This window comes from Ruegeria sp. AF2 (assembly GCF_056542025.1).
Map to the genome: position 1 here is coordinate 71624 of NZ_JBQFZC010000008.1, position 21252 is coordinate 92875.

Sequence of the window (21252 nt, forward strand, 5' to 3'; positions counted from 1 at the left end):
GATTTAGCTGCCAAGCTCGGCTTCGATCAGCGTCTTGAAGTCGTCATAAGGCTGATTTTCAACCTTCTTCCCATTCACGACGAAAGTAGGCGTCGCCTGAATTCCATCGCGTTCGGCATTTTCCTGATACCAGGCCACCAGTGTCTGCGCGCGGGTACCGTCCTGCAGGCAAGCCTCAAGCTGATCATTGTCTATGCCAGCGAGACGCCCGATCTTGCGCAGTTCATCAACGATTTCGGCAGGACCTCCGGCACGGGTCCATTCCGACTGGCCTTCATACAGCAGGTCGGTGATGCCAAAGAACTTGTCAGGTCCTGCACAGCGCGCGACCATTGATGCCCACAGGCCATAGCGGTCGAAATACACCTCGCGGTAAGTGAACTTTACCTTTCCGGTGTCGATGAAGTCCTTCTTGAGCTGCTTGTACGCGCCCTGATGGAAATTCGCGCAGTGCGGGCAGGTGTACGATGCATATTCGATGATCTCGACTGGCGCGTCTTCGGCCCCCTGCACCATCTCGACGATGGTCGAGGTGTCCAAATCCGCCTCTTGCGCCTCAGCAGCACCAACAAGCGGGTTCGAAGGGATCGTGTTACTCGACGTTGTCAGCCAATAGCCGCCAGCGGCCACGGCGACAGCCGCACATATTACGGTTGCAATCCGGCTCATTCATCAGCCCTTTCTTAGCGTTTCTGTCTGGATAAAACGTTGCGGCCCAAACGTTCAAGGGCCGCGCGCAAATCTTCATCATCAACCGCGCGCGACACATTGTCGGCCTCAGCTGCGATTTCTGGTGAAACAACCGATTTCGTCTGTTTCGGTTTGTGATCGAAACTCGCCTGCCCCTCAGCAAATCCGGTAGGCGCGGTCTGGGTGATACGCACCCGATTGATCGCGTTGTAACCATAGACCGCATTCACTTTGTCGCGCAGCTGTTCTTTCTGCATCTCCAGCATTGGCGCCTGCGGCCCGGTGGTCAGCACCGTCAGTGTCGCGCCAAAGCCACCCTTGGCGTATCCCACATTCACCGGCCGGGCGATCGACGCGATGTCCTGGCCCACAATCTCGGCCCAATGGGTCAAAAGGCGCGAGACGGCAAATCCCCGGCTTTCCCCGGCCTGCCTGATCCGGTCGTTCAGCAAAGTGGCGGTGCGCTTGAACCCGCGGGTCGAGGAACGTCTGCGTTGCATCTGGTTTCCAACTCCTGCGCCGCTATTGTAATAGGCTGATACCCGGACGCCAGTGAAACCCGACAGAGAGTTACATAAAACTTGCGTGACTGCACCGAATCTGACCTGAGCAATACGCTGCTGGATTGGTACGACCGCCACGCACGTGAAATGCCTTGGCGTATTGGCCCGGCAGCGCGTGCCGCAGGCGTAGCGCCAGCCCCCTACCGCGTCTGGTTATCCGAAGTGATGCTGCAACAAACGACCGTTGCCGCCGTTCGCGACTATTTCATTCGATTCACCACGCGCTGGCCAACCGTCGAAGCGCTTGCCAACGCACAAGATGATCAAGTCATGGGGGAATGGGCTGGCCTGGGCTATTACGCCCGCGCCCGCAACCTTCTGAAATGCGCGCGGGTGGTTGCGTCCGCGCATAACGGGCAGTTTCCCGACAATTACGATGCACTACTGGAACTGCCGGGCATTGGCCCCTATACGGCGGCGGCCATAGCAGCCATCGCATTTGATCGACCCGAAACTGTCCTGGACGGCAATGTCGAACGGGTCATGGCAAGGCTCTATGATATTCACGAACCCCTGCCCGCCTCAAAACCCCTGTTAAAGAAAAAAGCCGCGGCATTGACCCCGCAGCACCGGCCCGGAGATTACGCGCAGGCTGTCATGGATTTGGGTGCAACGATCTGTACTCCAAAATCTCCGACTTGCGGTATTTGCCCCCTGCATGCGGCCTGTCTGGCGCGGAAGGCGAGGACGCAGGTGGAACTGCCGCAAAAAACGCCCAAGAAGCCCAAACCCACCCGGCTGGGCCACATCTACATCGCCCAACGCGGAGATGGTGCCCTGCTGTTGGAACGCCGCCCCGATAAGGGTTTGCTGGGCGGAATGTTGGGCTGGCCTGGCTCGGATTGGTCCGAAACACCGCTGGAAAGCCCTCCGTTCCCGGCGCGATGGTACGAAATCCCCGGTGAAGTGAGACACACCTTCACCCATTTTCACCTGATCCTGCGTATTTGGACAACCGAATTGCCAGACGGTTGCGATCCGAACGGTCTGACTGTCATGGACAAACACCAATTCAGGCCCAGCGACCTGCCCACGGTTATGCGCAAGGCTTTTGACCTCTGGCGCGGCCAATAGACCGCTGGGCAAAGCCCAGTGCGCGGTCTACGGTGCCGCCAACGTTTCGGAGCCTCAACATGATCGCATCTGACACCCTGTCCCGATGGCAATCCGCCCTTCCCTTTTGGGTCTCATACCTCCTGATCCCACTGATCTGGATGACCACTACGGCAGGCGGATGGTGGGTCCTGCTGGTACCGCTTTCGACATGGTGGGTCTTTGCGGTGCTAGACCGGCTGACCGGCCTAAACCTTGAAAACGCCGACCCGGATACGCCAGATGCGGGGCTGCAATGTTATATCTGGCTGACCAAAGCCTGGGCGCCGGTGCAATTCCTCACGCTCTATGGGCTGATCTGGTACACTACCCGAGCCGTAAATATGAGCTCGGTCGAAAAAATCGGCGTGTTCTTCGGCATGGGCGTCCTTTCCGGAACGATCGGGATCAACTACAGCCACGAGCTGATGCATCAGAAAGGCAAACTGGAACGCTGGCTGGGCGATTTACTGTTGTCGATGGTCCTTTATTCCCATTTCCGGTCCGAGCACCTGCTGGTTCACCACCGCTACGTCGGAACCCCGCGTGATCCGGTAACCGCTCGCTACAACGAAGGTTTCCACCGGTTCTATCCGCGCGTTCTGCGCCAAAGCCTGATTTCAGCTTTCCGGGCTGAGCGGGAAAAACTGGCCCGCAAAGACCGCCCGTGGACCGACCCGGCAAACCCGTTCTGGCGCTATTGGAGCCTTCAAGGAGCCATGCTGCTGCTAGCATTTCTGATCGGCGGATGGGCAGGGCTAGGCCTGTTTTTGGTACAGGCCGGCACCGCGATCTGGCAGCTTGAACTTGTTAACTATGTCGAGCACTACGGGCTGACGCGCAAATATCTGGGCGATGGCAAATATGAGCATGTGCACCCGCGCCATTCCTGGAACGCGTCACAAAAGGCCTCGAATTGGTTGTTGATAAACTTGCAACGCCACTCGGACCACCACTACAAGCCAAACCGGCGCTTTCCATTGCTGCAACACCATACGCAGGACGCAGCGCCGCAACTGCCTCATGGATATCCGGTCATGACCCTTGCCGCGATGATCCCGCCCTTGTGGCGGCGTATCATGAATCCGAGGGTCCGCGCTTGGCGGCGTCAATACTATCCCGAAATCACCAACTGGAAGCCTTACAACAAAGCGCACAACCCTGCCCCTCGCACCTGACTGCAGCGCGCACCAGCGCGCTGCCCGGCCCAACGGGAAGGATCACATCTTTGATCCGGTGCTGACAGGCGGGAGCCCTGGTTGCTACAGCACCCAGACATCCATCGGGGCTGTAACACCGCGAACAGGCTGGTCCGAGTGCTTTGCAAACCCGGTCATCATGTCTTGCGCATTTGGCGTCTCGCTTAGAGCCTGAGACCGCAATGCATCGCTGACAATGATGCGCGCTTGAAAATCGCGCGTCAGGGCCTCTAGCTTCGCAGCAACATTCACCACATCGCCGATCACTGCAAATTCCAGCCGGTTTGCACCGATATCCCCCAGTACGACCGAGCCATAATGAACCCCGACCCCGATCCGAATCTCTGGCTCACCCGCGCGCTTGCGCTCCAAATTCCAACGGTCGATCATCTCGACCATGGACCGCGCGCATGCCAGCGCATTGCTTGCATCCAGCTCTCCGGGTACGGGGGTTCCAAACGTGGCCATCAGCCCATCGCCCAAGTATTTGTCGAGTGTTCCGTGATGGCGAAACACCTCGGTCTCCATTCGGGCGTGGAAACCACGCAAAACTTCAATAACCTCATATGGATCACGGCCAGCCGAGAACTTGGTGAAGCCAACGATGTCGATAAATAGAACCGCGATATCCTCTTTGCGGACCTGCTTCAGAGGTTCGTCGTTCTGGCTCAGCTCATCCACCACATTCGGCGAAAAGTATCGAGACAGATTCGCGCGTTCACGTTCAAGCCCAGCATTGGACATCAGCAAGCGATTGAGGCGGCGCATCGACACCCCAAGCGTCACTGCGACCATGACAAAAACGATCACCTGCTGGATGCGTAGGGTTGGCATGAAACTGTTGGGATCCATGAACTCGGCCACATCCGGGTAGCCTGACAAAGCCTCGGCCACACGCTCGCTAATCCCGGGGATCGGGGTGGCGACCCACCAAGCGATCACCCATCCAGCCGTCCACATCATCGCCGTCCACGAACCGATCGCAATGACAGTGCGCCAAGAATAGGCAAGCGTCCCTGCTGCCAGGATAATGAAGAAATATTGAAAATTGTCGAACCGATACTGCATCGCCAGTGGTCGCACATCGTCGCTGAACGGGTTTGGCACAATCATCCCCAGCGTCATGATCAGCAGATCGACAAAGATCAAAAGCAACTCGGTCCGGGATTGCCCCACACGACCCGCGCGTTGGATCAGCCAACCATTGGCGCAGATCAGAAGCAGGATGAAATGGTACCATAGGACCTCCCACTGGGGATTCAGATAGATCAGCAACAGCCCGGTCAACGCCATCGCGATCCACCGTGCACGAACAGCCAGTTCAAGCCCCTCTCGCTTGTGTCGTTCCAGTGCTGCCTCGGTATATTTGTTGTCCAGATCGAAGTTGTCCGGTTGCGTAACAAAGAACCGGCTGAGGCGGGATTGACTGGCGGTGGTCTCGGTCATTGCCTTTATCTCCCACAAGGGCTGTCAGGGGCTGCCCTATGCAATCATCTCACAGGCAAAAACAAAAGACCCCGCCGGTAACGGCGGGGCAAGGCGTAGTGCCTTGTGTCAGGCCACAGGCACCGGCGGTATTCAGTTATGCAATTCGGCCCTGATCTGCTGACGCAACACGTCGATGGGCACGGTTTTGCCATCGCGTTTGAAGCACCAATAGGTCCAGCCGTTACAAGACGGTGCATTTTCCAGATGCGCGCCAACCTGATGGATTGAACCTTTGACGTTCTGCCCTACCAGAGTCCCGTCGGCGCGGACCTTGGCTTTATGGCGTTGGTTCATCGAATACAGTTCCTCACCCGGGCGCAGCATGCCGCGTTCGACCAATTGGCCGAAGGGCACGCGCGGCTCAGCGCGCTTGCTAGCGCTGACTTCCAACGCTTCGCGGTCAAACTTACGGACCTTTGAGATACGCTTTTCAGCCACCTTGCGATAACTTTCTTCGCGCTCGATCCCAATGAACTCACGCCCCAGCATTTTCGCTACAGCACCTGTGGTGCCCGTGCCAAAGAACGGATCCAGCACCACGTCACCGGGATTGGTCGAGCCAATCAGGACACGATGCAGCAGTGATTCCGGTTTCTGTGTCGGATGCGCCTTGTCGCCGTTTTCGTCCTTGAGCCGTTCATGCCCGGTGCAGATCGGCAGTACCCAATCGCTGCGCATCTGCACGCCTTCGTTCAGCGCTTTCAGTGCTTCGTAGTTAAACGTGTACTTGGCCCCTTCGCGCTTGGACGCCCAGATCATTGTTTCATGCGCATTGGTAAACCGCTTGCCACGGAAGTTCGGCATCGGGTTCGACTTGCGCCACACAACGTCGTTCAAAATCCAATAGCCCGCATCCTGCAGGGCGGAACCCACGCGGAAAATATTGTGATAAGACCCAATCACCCAGATCGCACCATTGGGCTTCAGCAGACGATGCGCAGCCTTCAACCATTCCCGCGTGAACTGGTCATAAGCCCCAAAGCTGCTGAACTGATCCCAGTGATCATCGACCGCATCGACCTGAGAATTATCGGGCCGGTGCAATTGACCTTTCAACTGTAAATTATACGGGGGGTCCGCAAAAATCAGGTCAATCGACGCCTCGGGCAGACTGTTCATCGCCTCGATGCAGTCACCGGATAGAATCGTGTTTAAAGGGAGCGCGGCTGCGCCCTTTGTCTTGATTGTGGTCATATCACTGCCTCAGTTCCACGGCGCTTTTGCGCTCATTTGGTTGAGACAAGGATGAGTCAAAGATGATTCGCCGTCAATTTCTTTTTTGAATCAGCGACTTACGATTTACTCTTGATACAAGATATTGTGGACCGGTTTGAACGAACGTCTATGGTGTGGGGTCACGCCAAGATTTTGCAACGCCTCGCGGTGCTGTTTTGTCGGATATCCGGCATTCGCCTCCCACCCATAGCCGGGATGCTGTTGCGCCAAATCCACCATCAGCTGATCACGCCAGATTTTTGCAATGATCGACGCTGCCGAAATCGACACCGAACGTGCGTCGCCCTTCACCACCGCCTGCGAGGGCAATTTCATACCGCGCGGGATCATGTTGCCATCAATCAGCAAGAAATCCGGAGCCGGGTCCAGCGAAGCTACCGCGCGTACCATCGCCAGATGCGAGGCGCGCAGGATGTTGTGCTCATCGATCTCTGCAACCGTGGCTTCGGCCACCGCGACCTCTGCCCGGTCGCGCAATATCTCATTCAAACCGCCGCGACGCTTGGCTGTCAGTTTTTTTGAATCGTTCAACCCAGCGGGAATGTCATCCGGGTTCAAAATAACCGCCGCGGCTACAACCGGGCCGGCCAGCGGACCGCGCCCAACCTCATCCACCCCGGCAATTCGGACATATCCGCGTGCCAGCAAAGCGCGTTCGAGTTCATAATCAGGTGTCGTCATACCCTTGGCAAATCGCGTTTCGTAGCGCTTCGCAAGAAAAAAGAGAGGGCAGCTTGCGCCACCCTCTCCCGCGCGGCGCTTCTATGGCGCCACTCCTGCTCGAAACCTGTTACTGGTAAACGACACGGTATCCTTTCTGGCGCAGGCAGGCGGGTTCGTATGCCCGTTTTACCTTTTTACCATTCCAGAAACCAACCTTGCATTGGTGTGGCAGGCTATCGGCATGTTTATAGTACTTCTTCAGGCAATTCGGCCCAAGCAGCGGACGCTTGTTCGAATAGGCATTGAACGTGCGCAGGCAACGCTGTGGTAGGTCATAACGGGCCACGCGCTTTGGCAACGGGCGTACAGCATGTTTTTTCTTGGCCTTCTTCGCCTTGGCTGCGGCCTGCTTGTGACGCTTGCGGCGCTCTGCCTCTTCGTCGCGCTTTTTCTCCTGATGATAGTGGTTGACCGCAGCACCTATGAGCGCGATCGCAGCCAATCCGCCGAGAATATCTCGGGTATCTGCCGCCCGTGCCTGCGACGCTGAGATCCCCGTAATGGCGACGGCGGTTGCTATGATCAGAGCGATAAATTTCCGGTGCATGATGCGTGTCCTTTCGGATAATGGGCAGGCCGGTTACCGACCGCGAATTTGATAACCTGACACTGCGACCACCCCGTTCAGACAAGCAATAACGGCATACTGTTATTCAATATCAGCACCACAAACCCCCTGAGGTTATTGAATATCCACCCAACCCATGCGCAGGATGCAGCCCATGAAACAGATCCTCTCTTCTCTGGCTCTGACGGCCCTGATATCGGTTGGGTCGCAAGCCATCGCGGCAGATTGCTATGCCGACTACAAGGCCAAGCAGGACAATCCCTTACGCCTGCACTATGGCGTCATGCAGGTCTCAAGCTGCGATAAAGGCTCGGCCCGGAAAGAAGTCGCCAAGCGGCTGAAATCAAACGGCTGGACCCTGCTGAACGTGATGACCGTTTTCGAGGCGGGTGGATTGGATCAAAGGAAGGCCAATGCCGGAAAATACTATCTCCGTTACTGAGGCGCGTCGTTCGGGGGTTCGGCTGGTTGGTCTGGGGATTGCGGCAATCGTCGCGATCCTGGTGACTGCAGCGGTTTTCCTGTTCTGGACGCTACCGGACGCAAATGCCTTCAACGCGCGGGTTGAACGGCTGTTTGTCGAGGCTGACCTGACCTCGCAATCGGAAATCCGTCTGCTCGAGATTCTGGCGCAATCGGGCACCGCCTTTGCCGATACGCTATCCAGCTATCGAATGGTCATCTTCGTGCTGTTGGTCTTTGCCAGCGCCATGCTGATCACCGCACTTGTTTTTCTGGTCATGCTGGTTCTACTGAACCGCCGCATGGCCCAGATTGAACGGACGGGGATCCAGGTAACATCCCTGCTGATCAGCCGTGAAGAGAATACCGTTTATCTCAACAACATGGATTTTAAGTTGACCCCCGCCGCGATGGAAACGCTTTCAGTTCTGGCTGAATCCCGGCTTGATGACGAGGTCCTGTCGGGTGCCCAGATCGAAGCGATGATCTCGGGCAGAAACGCTGCAGATTGCGATGAGGCCGCTGGGGCAACCCGGATCAAACGCCTGCGCGACGCCTTGGGAAATCAGATGGTCAGTGAGCTGCTGGTGAAGAACATCGCCAAGAAGGGCTATATGCTGTCGATTGAGAAAGACGTCATTCAAATGGTCTGAGGATGCCATTGCGGTAAAATCTACGTGCGCATCTTGGAATTCTCGCCCTCAAGACCCATGATATAAGGGCTTGGCCAAGGGAGGTTGCAGATGAACGTCCATGCCACACCGAATGTCAAAGGCTATGGGATATCCGTTGAGCCGCTGCAGGGACGGATCGCGATCTACCGTGGTGATATACTCCTGGCCGAAAGCCACAACGCCAAAGTCATGTACGAAACGCGGCTACCTCCCGCGATCTATGTTCCGCGCGAAGACCTGTGCGTCGAACTCGGCCCTGAGACCGAATTGCAGACGTTCTGCCCCTTCAAGGGTACCGCAACCTATCACGACATTAGCCTACCGGAAGAGCGCCTTACGAACTCGATTTGGGCTTATGAAGACGCCTTCCCTGAAAGCGCGGCCATTCAGGGCCATATTGGATTCATGCCGGATACCGCGACGCGGATCGACCTCGGCGACAACCAACTGCGTCAACCCGACGATGGCAATATCAGCGGCCCCCTGATCGATTGGCTGATGCGCGGTGCGTCCGAAATTAACACTCCTGATGCCTTTACAAAAACGCTGGCTGAGAAAATGCTGGAACATGGCATCGCTATTCAACGCCTAAGCATTCTGGTCTGGTCGCTGCATCCGCTGATCGCAGGCAAACACTATATCTGGGAGAAAGACTCGGCTGAGATTTCGACCCACACTCCGACCTATGAAATTCATGATCACCCTGCCTTTACCAACAGCCCCCTGCGTCACGTTTCAAACGGGTTGGGTGGTGTCCGGCAGCGCCTGAACAACGACAATCCGCATAACAGCTTTCCGATCATCGAAGACCTGCGCGCAAAAGGGGCCACCGATTACGTTGCCATGCCACTGCCTTTCTCGGATGGGCGAACGAATGTCCTGACACTGACTTGCGATCATCCCGATGGGTTCACGACTGAGAATCTGGGCCTGGTTTTTGAATGCTCTACCGTCATCGCGCGGTTCTACGAGGTCTTCATGCAGCGCGAAAACGCGCAGGTTCTGCTGGAAACCTACGTAGGCAAGCGCAGCGGTGCACGCGTTCTGGGGGGCGAGATTCGCCGCGGTGATGGCGATGACATAGATGCGGCGATCATGTTTTGCGATCTTCGAAATTCAACCGCATTGGAAGAAAAACTGGGGCGTGATGACTATATCGAGCTGCTGAATGCGTTTTTTGAGACAGTTTCAGGGATCGTGCACGACCATGACGGAGAAGTTCTGAAATTCATCGGCGACGCTGTTCTTGCCGTCTTCCCGGCGGGTGACGATGCCGCCAAAGCCCGATCCAGCGCGCAGCTTTCGGCAACTGAGATCGTCGAAAAACTGGGCGAATTGCGCAGTGACGGAAGTGATCATGATTTCGACTGCTCGATTGGTGTCGCATATGGCCGCGTCACCTATGGCAATGTGGGCTCGCGCGAACGGTTGGACTTTACCGTGATCGGTCAGGCCGCCAATGTCGCTGCCAGATTGGGCGAATATGGCAAAACCGTCGGACATAGAATTGTTGTCTCGCAAGATATCGAACCTGTTTGCAAACAGGCGATCCCTTTAGGGGCGATCAAGCTGCACAACGTCTCGCAACCGATCAAATCATTTGCCCTGCAAACTTCAGCCGATGCCTGATTTGGCAGTTCACTTCGCAAGAGTTGAACCTCAAATTGTGCCACTCACTATCTCGGATCGGTCAACCTATGGCCTTGCGCGAGAAACCGTACACACCGTGTCTGGTTGACATCAATGGTTCAAAAACCACCGCCCAGCAGGATCAGAGCCGTCTGCGCAGGGGAGATCGTCTGTTGGATTTGATTGATCTGATTGCGGGCCAGATACGTGTCGGTCAGTTTGTCGATTGCCTCACCTTCAGTGAACTGCGCCAGATCGGATGAACCCGTAACGCGCTGCAATCGATCTTTGAACACCTCAAGCTGCTTGTCGATATCCAGTTGCGCAAATGCTGAAGGCAGCCCCAATGCCGTTTCCATCATGCGGCGCAAGGGAGGCAGCCCCATCAGATCAAACCACCTTCTGTCCTCACTGCCACCCTGGCCAGCCAGATCGCGCAATGCATGCTGGGTGTACAACGCGATACGCATCGATTCATCTGCTTCACCAACCGAGATTTCAAATCGCGCAATCAAGTTGTCGTCAGCGATCTTTTCCATGGCGTCCACCAATCCGGTCTTGCGCACATCGCCGGGACCAAGTCCAAAGGCATTTGCAAAATCACGGTACCTACCGTCGGCCAGCCTGTTCGCAAGCGCATCGTCAGCCTGCGTTCCATCGGACAAGATTTTTTGGACAAAATACCGATTGTCGAGATCACCTTCCAAGCCAAACGCACCCAATGCCACCTGCAACAACCGTCGGTCCGAAACCAGATCCTCGGCCGTCTTGACCTTGCCGATATTGTCCAGAAAATACCTTGCGTCCCGTTCATTGATCCCCGAGGCAGAATAGCTTTGGAGCTGCGCATCATAGGTTCGCTGCAAAAAGCGCCAGCCAACCAGACCACCTGAAGGTATGACCGGCTGGAAGGTCACTGCTGATACGCCATCAGACGTTCTTCGCGTGGCAACAGTGAACGCAAGGCCTTTAAACACTTATAGTATTGCTCTGCCACCAATGCTTCAGTTGCGTTGGCAAGGACCCGGCGACTGTCGGCATCCGTGAAAACCTGGCTCAGCTCTTCCACGCGCCGCAGAAGTTGCTGGCGCGCCTGCTCAGGTTCGGTATCGCCTGACAGAACCAACTGCGCGGCATAGCAGACACGGCGTACCGGCGTGTTGACCTCTTCCGGGTGAATGGCATCGCGCAGGCGCAGGACATTTGCCTGAGGTGTCATGATCGAAAACCGACTGCGTCGATCCCCGTTTTCGATTACAACACCATTGATCAGAACCCGTTCCTTTGGCGCAAGTTTCAGGACCAGACCCCCCATCAGTTGCCCCTCATTTGACGTAGCCCGCGCAACACGGCCATGTTGATCTCAAGCAGCGGCTCAACGGTCGCCTTGTTCGCCAGCACCTGGCTGCTGTGTTGTTCGGTAAACTCAGCCAAATAGAAAATCCGCGCACGCAGATTGCTCGGCAGCCCGTTATCCGCATCCGCCACATCGGTTGCCAGCACAGTCCACAGGCGGCGATTTTCGTGCAAGGCTTGAACGAACCCTCGGAAATCAGCCGTTTTCCGCGTGGAAGCAGCCTTCAACCGATGTGTAATCCTGGAAATCGCCTCATACTCTGTATCCCGAGGTGTTCGCGTCGGTGCGGCAGATTGCGCATAAGCGCGTTGGGCGAGCGTTTGGGGTGTCACTTGAAATCCTTCCAATTGTCCGTCAGCGGGCAGTTAAGCCCGGGGCACGGCGCGCGCGCCCCGGAGAAGTTTCATGTTTAACGGAACAGTGACAGGATGGACTGTGGCGCCTGGTTCGCGATCGATAGCGATTGTGTCGCCAGCTGTTGCTGGACCTGCAGCGCTTGCAGCCTGGCCGAGGTTTCTTCCATGTCAGCGTCAACCAACGAGCCGATACCGGATTTGAACGAGTCAGACAGGTTCGAGATGAACTCTTTCTGGGTCTCGATCCGACCCTGCGCCGAACCAAAAGCCGCCGAGGCATCAATCGCAGTATCGATTAGGCCTTCGATCGCGCCAAGCGCTGCGGATGCGCCGGCAGAAGTCGACACATCAATCGAGGCCAGAGCGCCTAGACCGCCAGAGTTGGCGTTGGCATATTGACCGCTGATCTGCAGCGAATCTGAACCTTCGTTGGTGATATCGAGCTGTGCAGCGTTCGTGCCCGGATCATAGACGACCGAAACATTGGCATCCGAAGCTTCGATGGCAGCTTTCAGCCCCGCAGCGATGATCTCTTCGGGCGCGTTGCCTGCGGCGATATCCTCAGCCCGGACTGTATAAGACGCGACATCGTCGCCCAGTCGGACCGTGAAAGTATCACCAGCGGACAATGTGCCCGGATCAGCGATCACGATGCTTCCATCATCATCGCTTCCGCCGTTTCCATCCAACGAAAATCCGAATGCGTCGGCCGTATCCGCAGTGACCCCGTCAGTTCCAGTGAACACGTCGGCAGCAGTGTAACCACCTGTCGACAGGTTTTGCGCCGATACACTAATGGAAGACGCTGTCACGTTGCCTGCATTGTCTCGATCCAAAGAGGACAGAATGCTTGCGCCAGCCCCACCGTTCACCAGATTGAGGCCATTGAACTGGGCAGCGCCGACAACCGATTCGATCTGATCCCTGAGCGCGGCCACATCGGTGTTGATCTTAGCACGATCAACGTTGTCTTCTTGTGCCGCAACGATCTTGCCTTTCATCTGGTTCAGCAGATCCGTCACAGTTTCTGAGGCGTTTCGTGCAACTGCGACAGTGGATTCACCCAAGGCCAGGCTGTCCTTGATCGCATTGAAGCCGTTGACGTCTGATTCCATCACCTTTGAGATGGCCCAGACAGCCGAGTTATCCTTGGCTGTAGCCACATCCTTGCCGGTCGAGATCGCGTTTTGCGTCTGCGCGAGGTTCTTGTTGACCGATTTGAGAGTTTGCAGCGCAACCATTGCGCCATTGTTCGTCAGAATGCTTGACATATTTGTCATCCTCTTAGCGTTCGGGCGCGTTTGACGCCCATGTTGGACCCACCAAACCGGCAGGCATTCTGTCGTTCTGACCTGTGCGTCGTGCCTTGTGGCCTTCGCGCCACCCGTTGTTTCAGGTGCATCGCCACATTTGCCCCCGATCTCCTAACGGAGTGCTAAGACGGGCAAATCCGAAATCTCGGATTTGAATCAAACCTGATGCTATGCCCGTTTTTCCAGCTTTGCCCGCGATCGCAAGGCAAACCCACTACGCTGCCCCGAGGCGTCATAAGTGCTGAACTCCTGCCGGACCTGTTTCAGTTCCGCCATTCGGTCCGCCACAGCCCGAATACCCTCGGCCGCACTGTTCAAAAGGGCTTGGTTGCGCACGACCTTCTTCTGGATCCGGATCAGATCATCGCTTTCCAACACCTGCAGATCATTTATTGCACCGATCAAGTTCTCTTTTTCAGGCACCAATCGATCCAGATCGGTCAAATCCCCCTGGACCAGCGCTGTGCGCTCCAGATCCAAAAGGTCTTCCAGTGCATGAATCGGATCTTTATTCATCGGACTTCTCCATCATTGCATTGAACAAAATTTCCGAAAGGCCGATTCCACCCGCCTTTGCCATTTGCTGTGCCTGCTGTTGCACCAGAAACGAAGCAAACTGATCTTCGCCTGCACCACCGCCAAAGGAACTTCGTGCTTGGCCGAGTCCTGCTGACTTGAGCATTTCAGCCAGAAAAGCGGCCTCCAGCTCAACAGAGGCGGCTTTCAGCTTCTGTGGAATCTGGGCGGAGTGCATGGTCGCACTGGTAGATGTAATCGTCATCGGATTCTCCGAAAATTGCTATGAACTTTCTCGATCAAAGGGGAAAGCGGTTAAAATAAACGTAACTTCCTGTGGGCACAGTGCCGGCCAGATCAAAGAAACCCCGGAGCGAAAAATGACCAACCCGCTGACGATCATGTCGCCTGCATCTGCCACGGGTGACAAACCGGGGGCACCTCAGGGTAAAGAGCGTGATACCAAAGGTGGGTTTGCCTTTGAGGAAGTGCTTAATGAGGATGTCGAACAAAACGAATTGAAGGATGTTGATCCGTTTGTGGCTGATTCAAACCTGCCACCCGAACAATCAGAAATTCCATCTGTTTCTACGGCAGATTCAACTGAGACAATCAAACCCGACGAACTAGAGCGCGCCCAACTGCAGGTGGCTGCGCAAGAGGTCGCAAATGCGCCGAAACACCAAGCGGATTTTGCCGTCGGTGAGACGAACCATGTTGCCGCTCCGCCCAGCCCGGTACAGCAAATTTCGCAGTTGGCCCCTGAAAATTCAACGCTAAGACAAAATACAGGCTCGCCCGAAGCGGCTGTCCCAAGGCCTGACGCAAACGTGCTTCGAGCGCCAACCCAAGTTCCGATCCATGATGTTAGCGGAAATGGATATCTACACCAAATGCCGGCCTCACACGCGCTAAATGCTAGCTTTGTTGGGGATACTTTTTCGAAACTGAAACCGCCAAGTCCTGAAACAGAGGTGCCACTCGTCGCACGCGCAGTTGAGCCTGTAGAGGCTCGAATAACCCAGCAAACTGTCATTTCTGCCGCCTTGAAACCGCAGACAACAGCTTGGAATCTCGACCGGGCTCCGGGCGATGCTATTGCTGAAACGGCGATCAGCGCGGAAGTTGATGACCTTTTTGCCGTCAAAGATACTGCGGTGGGCCACACGATACGCGACACGACGCAAGCGATGCCCGTCGCCGCAGCCCGCGCGGAAACGGCACGCACGATTGCGGGGCAACTGGCCGCTTCGATTTCGACCCGACCAAATACCGGTGGCGTTGAAATAGCCCTGAACCCCGAAGAGCTTGGGCGCGTATCAATCACGCTCAACGGTCGAGAAGACGGGTTTCATCTATCGATCGCGGCCGAACGGCCCGAAACACTGGACCTGATGCGGCGACACATTGCGATCCTGTCGGCTGAGTTCGAAAAGCTGGGTTATGGGGATCTGTCGCTTGATCTTAGCATGTCCGGGGACTCGTCCCGGCATGGTGACCCATCAGAGCCTGACCCTTCCTCAGAAACGGTCGAAATGGTTCGCGACGCGGACCATAAGGCACCCACACTTTCGGCTGGCCCTGAAAGGGGCCTTGATATGAGGCTTTAATTGATGATTTCAGCGACCAATTCAGTGACCGCAACGGGTGCAAATCCCGGCGCAAACAACAATTCGGAACGCTCGGCACTGACGTCAGATTTCGAGACTTTTCTGCGCATGCTGACCGTGCAGGCGCGCAATCAGGATCCGCTTGAACCTCTGGATTCCTCCGAATATGCCTCTCAGCTGGCACAGTTCTCGATGGTCGAACAACAAGTCAAAGCCAATGAGCTTCTGTCTGGTCTCGCGCTGACAATGGGGGCAGTCGATCTTAATCAGCTCACCGGGTGGGTTGGGATGAATGTCAAAACCGATGCACCGTTTCGCTTTGTAGATCAGCCTGTTCCGATTTTTGCACGGGCCGAACCCACTGCCGACCGGGCCGAGTTGGTCATCCGCAACGACCAGGGCACCATTGTCGATCGCATCCCTGTGCCTACCGATAAGGCCGAATTCGAGTGGGCCGGGGTCAGCAGTGCCGGTGATCCCTTTCCCGCTGGCAGTTACTCAGCCACATTGGAGAGCTTCAAAAGAGGTGAGTTACTAACCAGCACGCCCGCATCTGCCTTCGGTCGGGTGGTAGAGGCACAGGTCAGTGAAGGTGGCATCATCCTGAAACTGGAGAGCGGTGCAGAGGTGTCCGCCGAAATGGTCACGCAAATCCGCACGGGTGCTTGATCTGGAAGGCAAGGCGGGCCAAAGCTTGGCGCATCGCGACTCGCCCCCTAAACCGGTATCTCTCCTGTCTGATCATCACCAACCTCCCCCGGGTCTTGTTGCCCAGCTCAGCACCCAAGGTTTGATCCGCCACGACGTGACCTTCGAGGTGTTGTACGGTGGGCGGACCAATCATGTCTGGAAGGTTTTGTCCGGCAATAGTGATGCCGTGCTTAAGCTATTCAGTACCGGGTTTCAGAACCCCTTGTTTCGCAACGATGCCCGGCTTGAGTCAGAATGTCTGCGCACGCTCAACAGCTTTGGCTTCGTGCCCAATTTACGTGCCACGGGTTCCTTTGGAGACGACAGCTGGGTCTACTATGACCACGCACCGGGCGTCCCTTGGCAGGACGATGTTTCGGGCGTGGCCCATCTGCTTGGAAGGTTGCACCAAATTCCGGTCAATCTGGACCTCCCTAACGGCTGCAATGGCAGCGAAGATCTGGAACAGCATGCGTGTCAAATTCTGACTGATTGCCACGCGGAAGAGCGGCGATCGTTGCTTGCAAAAAAACCTCAGGCCCAAGTACCGCCGTTATCCGCGCGGTGCTTGATCCATGGCGATCCGGTCGCGGGAAACATCTTGCAATCGAAAAATGGGCTGACGCTGATCGATTGGCAATGCCCGGCCTTCGGTGACCCATGTGAAGACTTGGCGATATTCCTTTCACCTGCGATGCAGCAACTCTATCGTGGCGCACCTTTATCCGAGGCCGAAGAGACGCTGTTTCTTAAGGCCTACGACCAACCCGATATCACCGAACGCTATCTGTCATTGAGGCCTTGGTTTGCCTGGCGTATGGCCGCTTATTGTCTTTGGCGGGCCGAAAACGGTGCGGCTGATTATGCCATTGGGTATGAGTTGGAAGTTGAGGCCTTATAGGTCCGCCAGACCCAGATACGCATAGGCTGGCGGCATGACAGCGCGACGCCAACGGCCAAAGGGAAACCGCGCCGGCGCACCCGCAATAGGGGACGGAATGTCTGCGGATTGCCCCAGCACCAGTCGCGCCAAAGCACGTCCGCAATAGGTTCCCATCGCCACACCATTGCCGTGGTAAGCAAACCCTGCATACATCCCCGGATGCTCAGGAACCGGGCCCACAAAGGGCACAAGGTTCCGGGCAAGGCAAACCAAGCCGGACCACTTATGTGTGACATCGACCGTGTCCCAGGCGGGGAACATCCGCCTGAAATCCCCGAAGGCCTTTTGCCGAATGCGCGCCTCAGCCCCAGGGGATGAAAGCAGCCCCCCTCGTGTCCCAAACAGAAATCGTCGATCAGGCATCAATCGGAAATAGTGCAATAAATTACGCGTGTCATAGGCCATCTGATCCGACGTCCAGCCTTGCGCCTGCAGCTCGACATCAGTCAGAGGCCGCGTCACAATAACCGTTGACTGTGCAGGCATATAACGCGCGGCCAACCAGGGCGGCAGATCCTCGCTTGAGTAGCCATTTGTGCACACCAGAACCTTCGAAGCACGAACGTGACCCGCAGGCGAGGTCAGCACGAATCCCGAGGCGGCCTGTTTGATCTGCGTGATCGGGCTGTTCTGGAACAGAGTTGCGCCCTTTGCCTGGGCGGCGCCAGCCAAACCGAACAGATACTTTCGGGGGTTCAGGGCAAAGCCAATTGGCGTTGTATAGCCGCCGAAAAACGCCCCACCCAGCCCGAGGCCCTGCAGATCGTCAATCTCATGTAATTGTCCGGCCGGATCGGCCGACCGGCGCAATCGTTCCATCGCGCGCCGTGAATGGGCCAGTTGAGTTTCACCCTTGGAATGCGTTTCGGCGTCGATTTGGTTATCACGCAGAAGGTCAGCAACCAGTGAAACGGCGTCTTCTTCCGCTTGGTAATAGGCCTGCGTTGCCACCTGACCATAGCGACGGGTCAGGCCAGCCTTGCTGAGCTTTGACCCGCCCAGACAACAAAAGCCCCCGTTTCGACCGGACGCCCCCCAGCCTGGTGTTTCCGCCTCGAACACAGCGACCGAAACCCCTGCCTCGGACAGATGCAATGCGGCGGACAAGCCGGTAAACCCGCCCCCGATGACGGCGACATCAACGCTGATATCGTCTTCGAGCTTTGGCCAAGCAGGGGTCGCGATCGTCTCGTCCCACCAACACCCCGCGCGTGGCGCGGGGCCGTAGGCATAATCAGGAAATATACGCCTCATTCAGCGCTTGCCGCGGCCAACTCATCCTGTTTCTGCCTAACCATCGCCCGCTTGGTCACCAGGGACGCGGTAATAACGCCCACCGTGACAACCGCGATCATTAATGTTGACAGCGCATTGATCTCGGGACTGACGCCCAAACGCACAGCCGAGAAAATCTTGATCGGCAAGGTGGTGGCAGAAGGCCCAGATGTAAACGAAGCAATCACTAGGTCATCCAGCGACAGGGTGAAAGCCAGCAGCCATCCTGAAATCACCGCCGGAGCGATGATCGGCAGGGTGACCAAGCGAAACGCCTGCGCAGGAGAGCAGCCCAGGTCCAGTGCGGCCTCTTCCAACGACCGATCAAAGGTCACAAGACGCGAGGATACGACGACCGAGACAAAACACATCGAAAACGTCGTGTGCGCCAGAACGATGGTCAAGATCCCCCGGTCCAATCCGATGCCAATGAACAACAACAGCAGCGACAGACCCGTTATCACTTCGGGCATCACGAGCGGGGCATAGATCATCCCGGAAAACAGTGTTCGCCCAAAGAACCGCCCACCGCGTACCAGAACATAGGCCGCTGCGGTGCCCAGAATCGTGGCCAGCGTTGATGAGAATACGGCAACGCGCAGCGTGACCCAGGCTGCATCAAGAAAGGCTTCGTTCTGCATCAACTCGCCGTACCATTTGGTCGAAAAACCGGCCCAAACGGTGACAAGCTTGCTTTCGTTGAAGCTGAAGATGATCAGGATGATCATCGGGATATACAGAAAGGCAAATCCCAGCGTCAGTGAGACAGTGTTGAACCAGCTCAGCCTGTTCATTGTTCTGCCTCCGTCTGCTTTTGCTGGTTGCGCTGGAACAGCACAATCGGGATCACGAGGATGAGCAACAGAACCACGGCCACCGCGCTGGCGACGGGCCAATCGCGGTTCGAGAAGAACTCTTCCCACAGCACCTTACCGATCATCAAGGTCCCCGATCCGCCCAGTAGCGAGGGGATTACGAATTCCCCAATCACCGGAATCATCACGAGGAAGCAGCCCGCGATAATACCGGGGCGCGACAAGGGGATTGTGATCAGCCAGAATGCCTGCAGACGCGAACACCCAAGGTCTTCGGCGGCTTCGATCAGCGACCCGTCCATCCGTTCAAGCGACGAATAAATCGGCAGGATCATAAAAGGTAGGTAGGTATAAACGATACCGATATAAACTGCGGTATTCGTGTTCAGAATGGTCAGCGGCGCTGAGATGATGCCTGTCCAAAGCAAGAGCTGGTTCAGATAGCCCTCGTTGCTGAGGATGCCCATCCATGCGTAAACCCGGATCAGAAACGAAGTCCAGAACGGCAGGATGACCAGCATCATGAATGTAGGTCGCCACTCTTCAGGTGCGCGCGCCATCGCATATGCGATTGGATACCCGACAATCAGCGTCAACACCGTTGAGATCAGCGCGATCTTTACGCTGGACAGATAGGCCTTCCAATAAAGATCATCTTCAGTCAGCCAGGCAAAGTTTTCCAGATCAAGCTGGCTGAAGAAATCCCTGATACCCGCCCAACCTGCGGACAGGTCCAGCGTCGGAGTGTAGGGCGGAATGGCAAGTGCGGTGTCTGAAAGCGATATCTTTAGGACGATAAAGAATGGCACCAAGAACAGTGCCAGCAACCAGACATACGGGACAGCGATAAGAACAGCGCGGCGCATCAGTTTTCCAGCAGAACTGCGGCAGTCGCTGTCCAGGACAGCCAAACCGGGTCTTCCCAGGTGAACGAGCGGCGCGAGATGCGGCGGGTATTCGCTGTTTGCGCCTTGATGATCGTGCCGTTTGGCAGTTCGACATGATAGGTCGACAAGTTGCCCAGATAGGCGATGTCATGCACCTTGCCCTGAATGGCGTTGATTGCATCGACCGGGCGCTCGGCAGAGATCGCGACCTTTTCAGGCCGGATCGCCAGATGACAGCTCTGACCATTGGACAGTTGGGTCGCAGAAGACGCCGCTAACGGGGGCTGCCCTTCTGCCCACTCGATCTGATAACTTTCGTCGCCTGCTGCAGTAGCTCGTCCCTCAATGATATTTACATCCCCAATGAAATCAGCAACATAAACCGAGTTTGGTGTCTCATAGATGCGATCTGGAGTTGCCACTTGCATCAGTTTGCCCTGATCCATCACGGCCACTCGGCTGGCAACGGTCATCGCCTCTTCCTGATCGTGCGTCACGATGACAAAGGTCGTGCCGGTTTTTTCCTGAATGTCCATCAACTCGAACTGAGTATCCTGACGGAGTTTCTTATCCAAAGCACCCAAAGGTTCGTCGAGCAATAGCAGTTTTGGTGCTTTGGCCAATGACCGGGCCAGCGCAACGCGTTGGCGTTGACCACCCGAGATCTGGTGCGGCTTGCGGCGTGCGAACTGTTCCAGCCGGGTTAGGCGCAGCATCTCATCGACCCGCTCTTCCAGATCGCGCTTGGGCATGTTGTCCCGGCGCAGGCCAAAGGCGATGTTGTCCCAGATGCTGAGATGAGGAAACAGCGCATACGACTGAAACATCATGTTTACCGCCCGTTTGTTGGGCGGGATCGGGTCGATATCCTGTCCACCCAGAAGGATATGACCATCGGAGGGGGTTTCGAATCCGGCCAGCATCCGCATCATCGTGGTCTTGCCGCAGCCCGACGGGCCGAGCAGCGCAAAGAACTCACGCTCGTAGATATCCAGTGAAAGATTGTCGATTGCGGTGAATGCGCCAAAACGCTTGGTGACGTTCTGGAACTGGATCAAGGGTTTCGCCTGCGGGTCATCCCACGGCGCAAAGACTTCAGAATTCAAGGCGGCCCCCGTTTATCGGTCAGGATAAAAATGGCGCAAGGCAGTGGGCCCGCCTTGCGC

The 21252-nt window shown here is 56.3% G+C and carries 24 protein-coding genes; 8 read left to right on the plus strand and 16 right to left on the minus strand.

Annotated features, from left to right (window positions below; translation table 11 throughout):
* Window positions 1-3 precede the first annotated feature (3 nt).
* Window positions 4-669: a DsbA family protein gene (locus tag ACR0NM_RS18770; protein WP_170406731.1), complete on the minus strand. Its 666-nt coding sequence runs from the start codon at window positions 667-669 to the stop codon at window positions 4-6.
* Window positions 670-683: 14 nt separating this feature from the next.
* The gene (locus tag ACR0NM_RS18775; RefSeq protein WP_480616152.1) at window positions 684-1190 is read right to left on the minus strand and encodes a DUF721 domain-containing protein; all 507 of its coding nucleotides are present in this window, start codon (window positions 1188-1190) and stop codon (window positions 684-686) included.
* Between the two features lie 81 nt (window positions 1191-1271).
* On the opposite strand from ACR0NM_RS18775, the gene mutY reads away from it, so the two are divergent.
* Entirely contained in the window at window positions 1272-2327 is a 1056-nt protein-coding gene (gene mutY / locus ACR0NM_RS18780) for an A/G-specific adenine glycosylase (RefSeq protein ID WP_480616154.1), read from the plus strand.
* Between the two features lie 59 nt (window positions 2328-2386).
* Complete coding sequence (locus tag ACR0NM_RS18785; protein WP_480616156.1) at window positions 2387-3523, plus strand: alkane 1-monooxygenase; 1137 nt, start codon at window positions 2387-2389, stop codon at window positions 3521-3523.
* Window positions 3524-3607: 84 nt separating this feature from the next.
* Here the strand turns inward: ACR0NM_RS18785 and ACR0NM_RS18790 are convergent, their stop codons facing one another.
* From ACR0NM_RS18790 to ACR0NM_RS18805, 4 genes are all read right to left on the minus strand, one after another.
* Complete coding sequence (locus ACR0NM_RS18790; protein WP_480616158.1) at window positions 3608-4990, minus strand: adenylate/guanylate cyclase domain-containing protein; 1383 nt, start codon at window positions 4988-4990, stop codon at window positions 3608-3610.
* Window positions 4991-5122: 132 nt separating this feature from the next.
* A complete protein-coding gene (locus tag ACR0NM_RS18795) occupies window positions 5123-6226 on the minus strand; it encodes a site-specific DNA-methyltransferase (RefSeq protein ID WP_170406740.1) in 1104 nt (367 codons plus the stop codon).
* Between the two features lie 105 nt (window positions 6227-6331).
* Window positions 6332-6949 (minus strand): ribonuclease HII, encoded by a 618-nt coding sequence (locus ACR0NM_RS18800; RefSeq protein ID WP_170508925.1) that lies wholly within the window; start codon window positions 6947-6949, stop codon window positions 6332-6334.
* A 109-nt stretch (window positions 6950-7058) separates the two neighbouring features.
* Window positions 7059-7538 carry a hypothetical protein gene (locus tag ACR0NM_RS18805; protein WP_223117147.1) on the minus strand — a complete coding sequence of 160 codons (480 nt, stop codon included), beginning with the start codon at window positions 7536-7538 and terminating at the stop codon, window positions 7059-7061.
* Between the two features lie 175 nt (window positions 7539-7713).
* Between ACR0NM_RS18805 and ACR0NM_RS18810 the strand changes: the two genes are divergently transcribed.
* The 3 genes from ACR0NM_RS18810 (at window position 7714) to ACR0NM_RS18820 (ending at window position 10324) form a co-directional block, all read left to right on the plus strand.
* On the plus strand, window positions 7714-8001 hold the full coding sequence (locus ACR0NM_RS18810) for a hypothetical protein (RefSeq protein WP_170398948.1): 288 nt from the start codon (window positions 7714-7716) through the stop codon (window positions 7999-8001).
* Window positions 7973-8674: a winged helix-turn-helix domain-containing protein gene (locus ACR0NM_RS18815; protein WP_170398951.1), complete on the plus strand. Its 702-nt coding sequence runs from the start codon at window positions 7973-7975 to the stop codon at window positions 8672-8674. Before ACR0NM_RS18810 ends, ACR0NM_RS18815 begins: the two co-directional genes overlap by 29 nt.
* Before the next feature lie 90 nt (window positions 8675-8764).
* On the plus strand, window positions 8765-10324 hold the full coding sequence (locus ACR0NM_RS18820; protein ID WP_223117148.1) for a DUF427 domain-containing protein: 1560 nt from the start codon (window positions 8765-8767) through the stop codon (window positions 10322-10324).
* 119 nt (window positions 10325-10443) lie between these two features.
* On the opposite strand, the gene ACR0NM_RS18825 is transcribed toward ACR0NM_RS18820, so the two are convergent.
* The 6 genes from ACR0NM_RS18825 to ACR0NM_RS18850 form a co-directional block, all read right to left on the minus strand.
* Window positions 10444-11241 (minus strand): DUF1217 domain-containing protein, encoded by a 798-nt coding sequence (locus ACR0NM_RS18825; protein WP_480616160.1) that lies wholly within the window; start codon window positions 11239-11241, stop codon window positions 10444-10446.
* Window positions 11238-11639 carry a flagellar biosynthesis repressor FlbT gene (flbT, locus tag ACR0NM_RS18830; RefSeq protein WP_170398959.1) on the minus strand — a complete coding sequence of 134 codons (402 nt, stop codon included), beginning with the start codon at window positions 11637-11639 and terminating at the stop codon, window positions 11238-11240. Before flbT ends, ACR0NM_RS18825 begins: the two co-directional genes overlap by 4 nt.
* Window positions 11639-12013 carry a flagellar biosynthesis regulator FlaF gene (flaF, locus tag ACR0NM_RS18835; RefSeq protein WP_480616162.1) on the minus strand — a complete coding sequence of 125 codons (375 nt, stop codon included), beginning with the start codon at window positions 12011-12013 and terminating at the stop codon, window positions 11639-11641. Before flaF ends, flbT begins: the two co-directional genes overlap by 1 nt.
* A 77-nt stretch (window positions 12014-12090) precedes the next feature.
* Window positions 12091-13308, minus strand: coding sequence for a flagellin N-terminal helical domain-containing protein (locus tag ACR0NM_RS18840; protein WP_170406757.1), 1218 nt, complete (start codon window positions 13306-13308; stop codon window positions 12091-12093).
* 210 nt (window positions 13309-13518) lie between these two features.
* Window positions 13519-13866 carry a flagellar biosynthesis protein FlgN gene (locus tag ACR0NM_RS18845; protein ID WP_170425894.1) on the minus strand — a complete coding sequence of 116 codons (348 nt, stop codon included), beginning with the start codon at window positions 13864-13866 and terminating at the stop codon, window positions 13519-13521.
* On the minus strand, window positions 13859-14131 hold the full coding sequence (locus ACR0NM_RS18850) for a rod-binding protein (protein ID WP_170425896.1): 273 nt from the start codon (window positions 14129-14131) through the stop codon (window positions 13859-13861). The genes ACR0NM_RS18845 and ACR0NM_RS18850 overlap by 8 nt, the downstream gene beginning before the upstream one ends.
* A gap of 115 nt (window positions 14132-14246) precedes the next feature.
* On the opposite strand from ACR0NM_RS18850, the gene ACR0NM_RS18855 reads away from it, so the two are divergent.
* Genes ACR0NM_RS18855 through ACR0NM_RS18865 form a run of 3 tightly spaced genes read left to right on the plus strand, consistent with a single transcriptional unit; the run spans window position 14247 to window position 17067 of the window.
* Window positions 14247-15476, plus strand: coding sequence for a flagellar hook-length control protein FliK (locus tag ACR0NM_RS18855; RefSeq protein ID WP_480616164.1), 1230 nt, complete (start codon window positions 14247-14249; stop codon window positions 15474-15476).
* A 3-nt stretch (window positions 15477-15479) separates the two neighbouring features.
* Entirely contained in the window at window positions 15480-16145 is a 666-nt protein-coding gene (locus tag ACR0NM_RS18860; protein ID WP_170398978.1) for a flagellar hook capping FlgD N-terminal domain-containing protein, read from the plus strand.
* The gene (locus ACR0NM_RS18865; protein WP_480616166.1) at window positions 16138-17067 is read left to right on the plus strand and encodes a phosphotransferase family protein; all 930 of its coding nucleotides are present in this window, start codon (window positions 16138-16140) and stop codon (window positions 17065-17067) included. The genes ACR0NM_RS18860 and ACR0NM_RS18865 overlap by 8 nt, the downstream gene beginning before the upstream one ends.
* Here the strand turns inward: ACR0NM_RS18865 and ACR0NM_RS18870 are convergent.
* Genes ACR0NM_RS18870 through ACR0NM_RS18885 form a run of 4 tightly spaced genes read right to left on the minus strand, consistent with a single transcriptional unit; the run spans window position 17062 to window position 21192 of the window.
* Window positions 17062-18363, minus strand: a complete 1302-nt coding sequence (locus tag ACR0NM_RS18870; RefSeq protein ID WP_480616168.1) for an NAD(P)/FAD-dependent oxidoreductase — start codon at window positions 18361-18363, stop codon at window positions 17062-17064. The genes ACR0NM_RS18865 and ACR0NM_RS18870 overlap by 6 nt on opposite strands.
* A complete protein-coding gene (locus tag ACR0NM_RS18875) occupies window positions 18360-19178 on the minus strand; it encodes an ABC transporter permease (protein WP_170398984.1) in 819 nt (272 codons plus the stop codon). The genes ACR0NM_RS18870 and ACR0NM_RS18875 overlap by 4 nt, the downstream gene beginning before the upstream one ends.
* Window positions 19175-20065, minus strand: coding sequence for an ABC transporter permease subunit (locus ACR0NM_RS18880; RefSeq protein ID WP_480616170.1), 891 nt, complete (start codon window positions 20063-20065; stop codon window positions 19175-19177). Before ACR0NM_RS18880 ends, ACR0NM_RS18875 begins: the two co-directional genes overlap by 4 nt.
* Entirely contained in the window at window positions 20065-21192 is a 1128-nt protein-coding gene (locus ACR0NM_RS18885) for an ABC transporter ATP-binding protein (RefSeq protein WP_170636399.1), read from the minus strand. Before ACR0NM_RS18885 ends, ACR0NM_RS18880 begins: the two co-directional genes overlap by 1 nt.
* Window positions 21193-21252 lie beyond the last annotated feature (60 nt).

Bases quoted from the DNA above. Each gene is read 5' to 3' on its own strand.
- ACR0NM_RS18770 (WP_170406731.1), bottom strand. From the start codon at position 669: ATGAGCCGGATTGCAACCGTAATATGTGCGGCTGTCGCCGTGGCCGCT.
- ACR0NM_RS18775 (WP_480616152.1), bottom strand. From the start codon at position 1,190: ATGCAACGCAGACGTTCCTCGACCCGCGGGTTCAAGCGCACCGCCACT.
- ACR0NM_RS18785 (WP_480616156.1), top strand. From the start codon at position 2,387: ATGATCGCATCTGACACCCTGTCCCGATGGCAATCCGCCCTTCCCTTT.
- ACR0NM_RS18790 (WP_480616158.1), bottom strand. From the start codon at position 4,990: ATGACCGAGACCACCGCCAGTCAATCCCGCCTCAGCCGGTTCTTTGTT.
- ACR0NM_RS18795 (WP_170406740.1), bottom strand. From the start codon at position 6,226: ATGACCACAATCAAGACAAAGGGCGCAGCCGCGCTCCCTTTAAACACG.
- ACR0NM_RS18800 (WP_170508925.1), bottom strand. From the start codon at position 6,949: ATGACGACACCTGATTATGAACTCGAACGCGCTTTGCTGGCACGCGGA.
- ACR0NM_RS18805 (WP_223117147.1), bottom strand. From the start codon at position 7,538: ATGCACCGGAAATTTATCGCTCTGATCATAGCAACCGCCGTCGCCATT.
- ACR0NM_RS18810 (WP_170398948.1), top strand. From the start codon at position 7,714: ATGAAACAGATCCTCTCTTCTCTGGCTCTGACGGCCCTGATATCGGTT.
- ACR0NM_RS18815 (WP_170398951.1), top strand. From the start codon at position 7,973: ATGCCGGAAAATACTATCTCCGTTACTGAGGCGCGTCGTTCGGGGGTT.
- ACR0NM_RS18820 (WP_223117148.1), top strand. From the start codon at position 8,765: ATGAACGTCCATGCCACACCGAATGTCAAAGGCTATGGGATATCCGTT.
- flbT (WP_170398959.1), bottom strand. From the start codon at position 11,639: ATGGGGGGTCTGGTCCTGAAACTTGCGCCAAAGGAACGGGTTCTGATC.
- ACR0NM_RS18840 (WP_170406757.1), bottom strand. From the start codon at position 13,308: ATGTCAAGCATTCTGACGAACAATGGCGCAATGGTTGCGCTGCAAACT.
- ACR0NM_RS18845 (WP_170425894.1), bottom strand. From the start codon at position 13,866: ATGAATAAAGATCCGATTCATGCACTGGAAGACCTTTTGGATCTGGAG.
- ACR0NM_RS18850 (WP_170425896.1), bottom strand. From the start codon at position 14,131: ATGACGATTACATCTACCAGTGCGACCATGCACTCCGCCCAGATTCCA.
- ACR0NM_RS18855 (WP_480616164.1), top strand. From the start codon at position 14,247: ATGACCAACCCGCTGACGATCATGTCGCCTGCATCTGCCACGGGTGAC.
- ACR0NM_RS18860 (WP_170398978.1), top strand. From the start codon at position 15,480: ATGATTTCAGCGACCAATTCAGTGACCGCAACGGGTGCAAATCCCGGC.
- ACR0NM_RS18870 (WP_480616168.1), bottom strand. From the start codon at position 18,363: ATGAGGCGTATATTTCCTGATTATGCCTACGGCCCCGCGCCACGCGCG.
- ACR0NM_RS18875 (WP_170398984.1), bottom strand. From the start codon at position 19,178: ATGAACAGGCTGAGCTGGTTCAACACTGTCTCACTGACGCTGGGATTT.
- ACR0NM_RS18880 (WP_480616170.1), bottom strand. From the start codon at position 20,065: ATGCGCCGCGCTGTTCTTATCGCTGTCCCGTATGTCTGGTTGCTGGCA.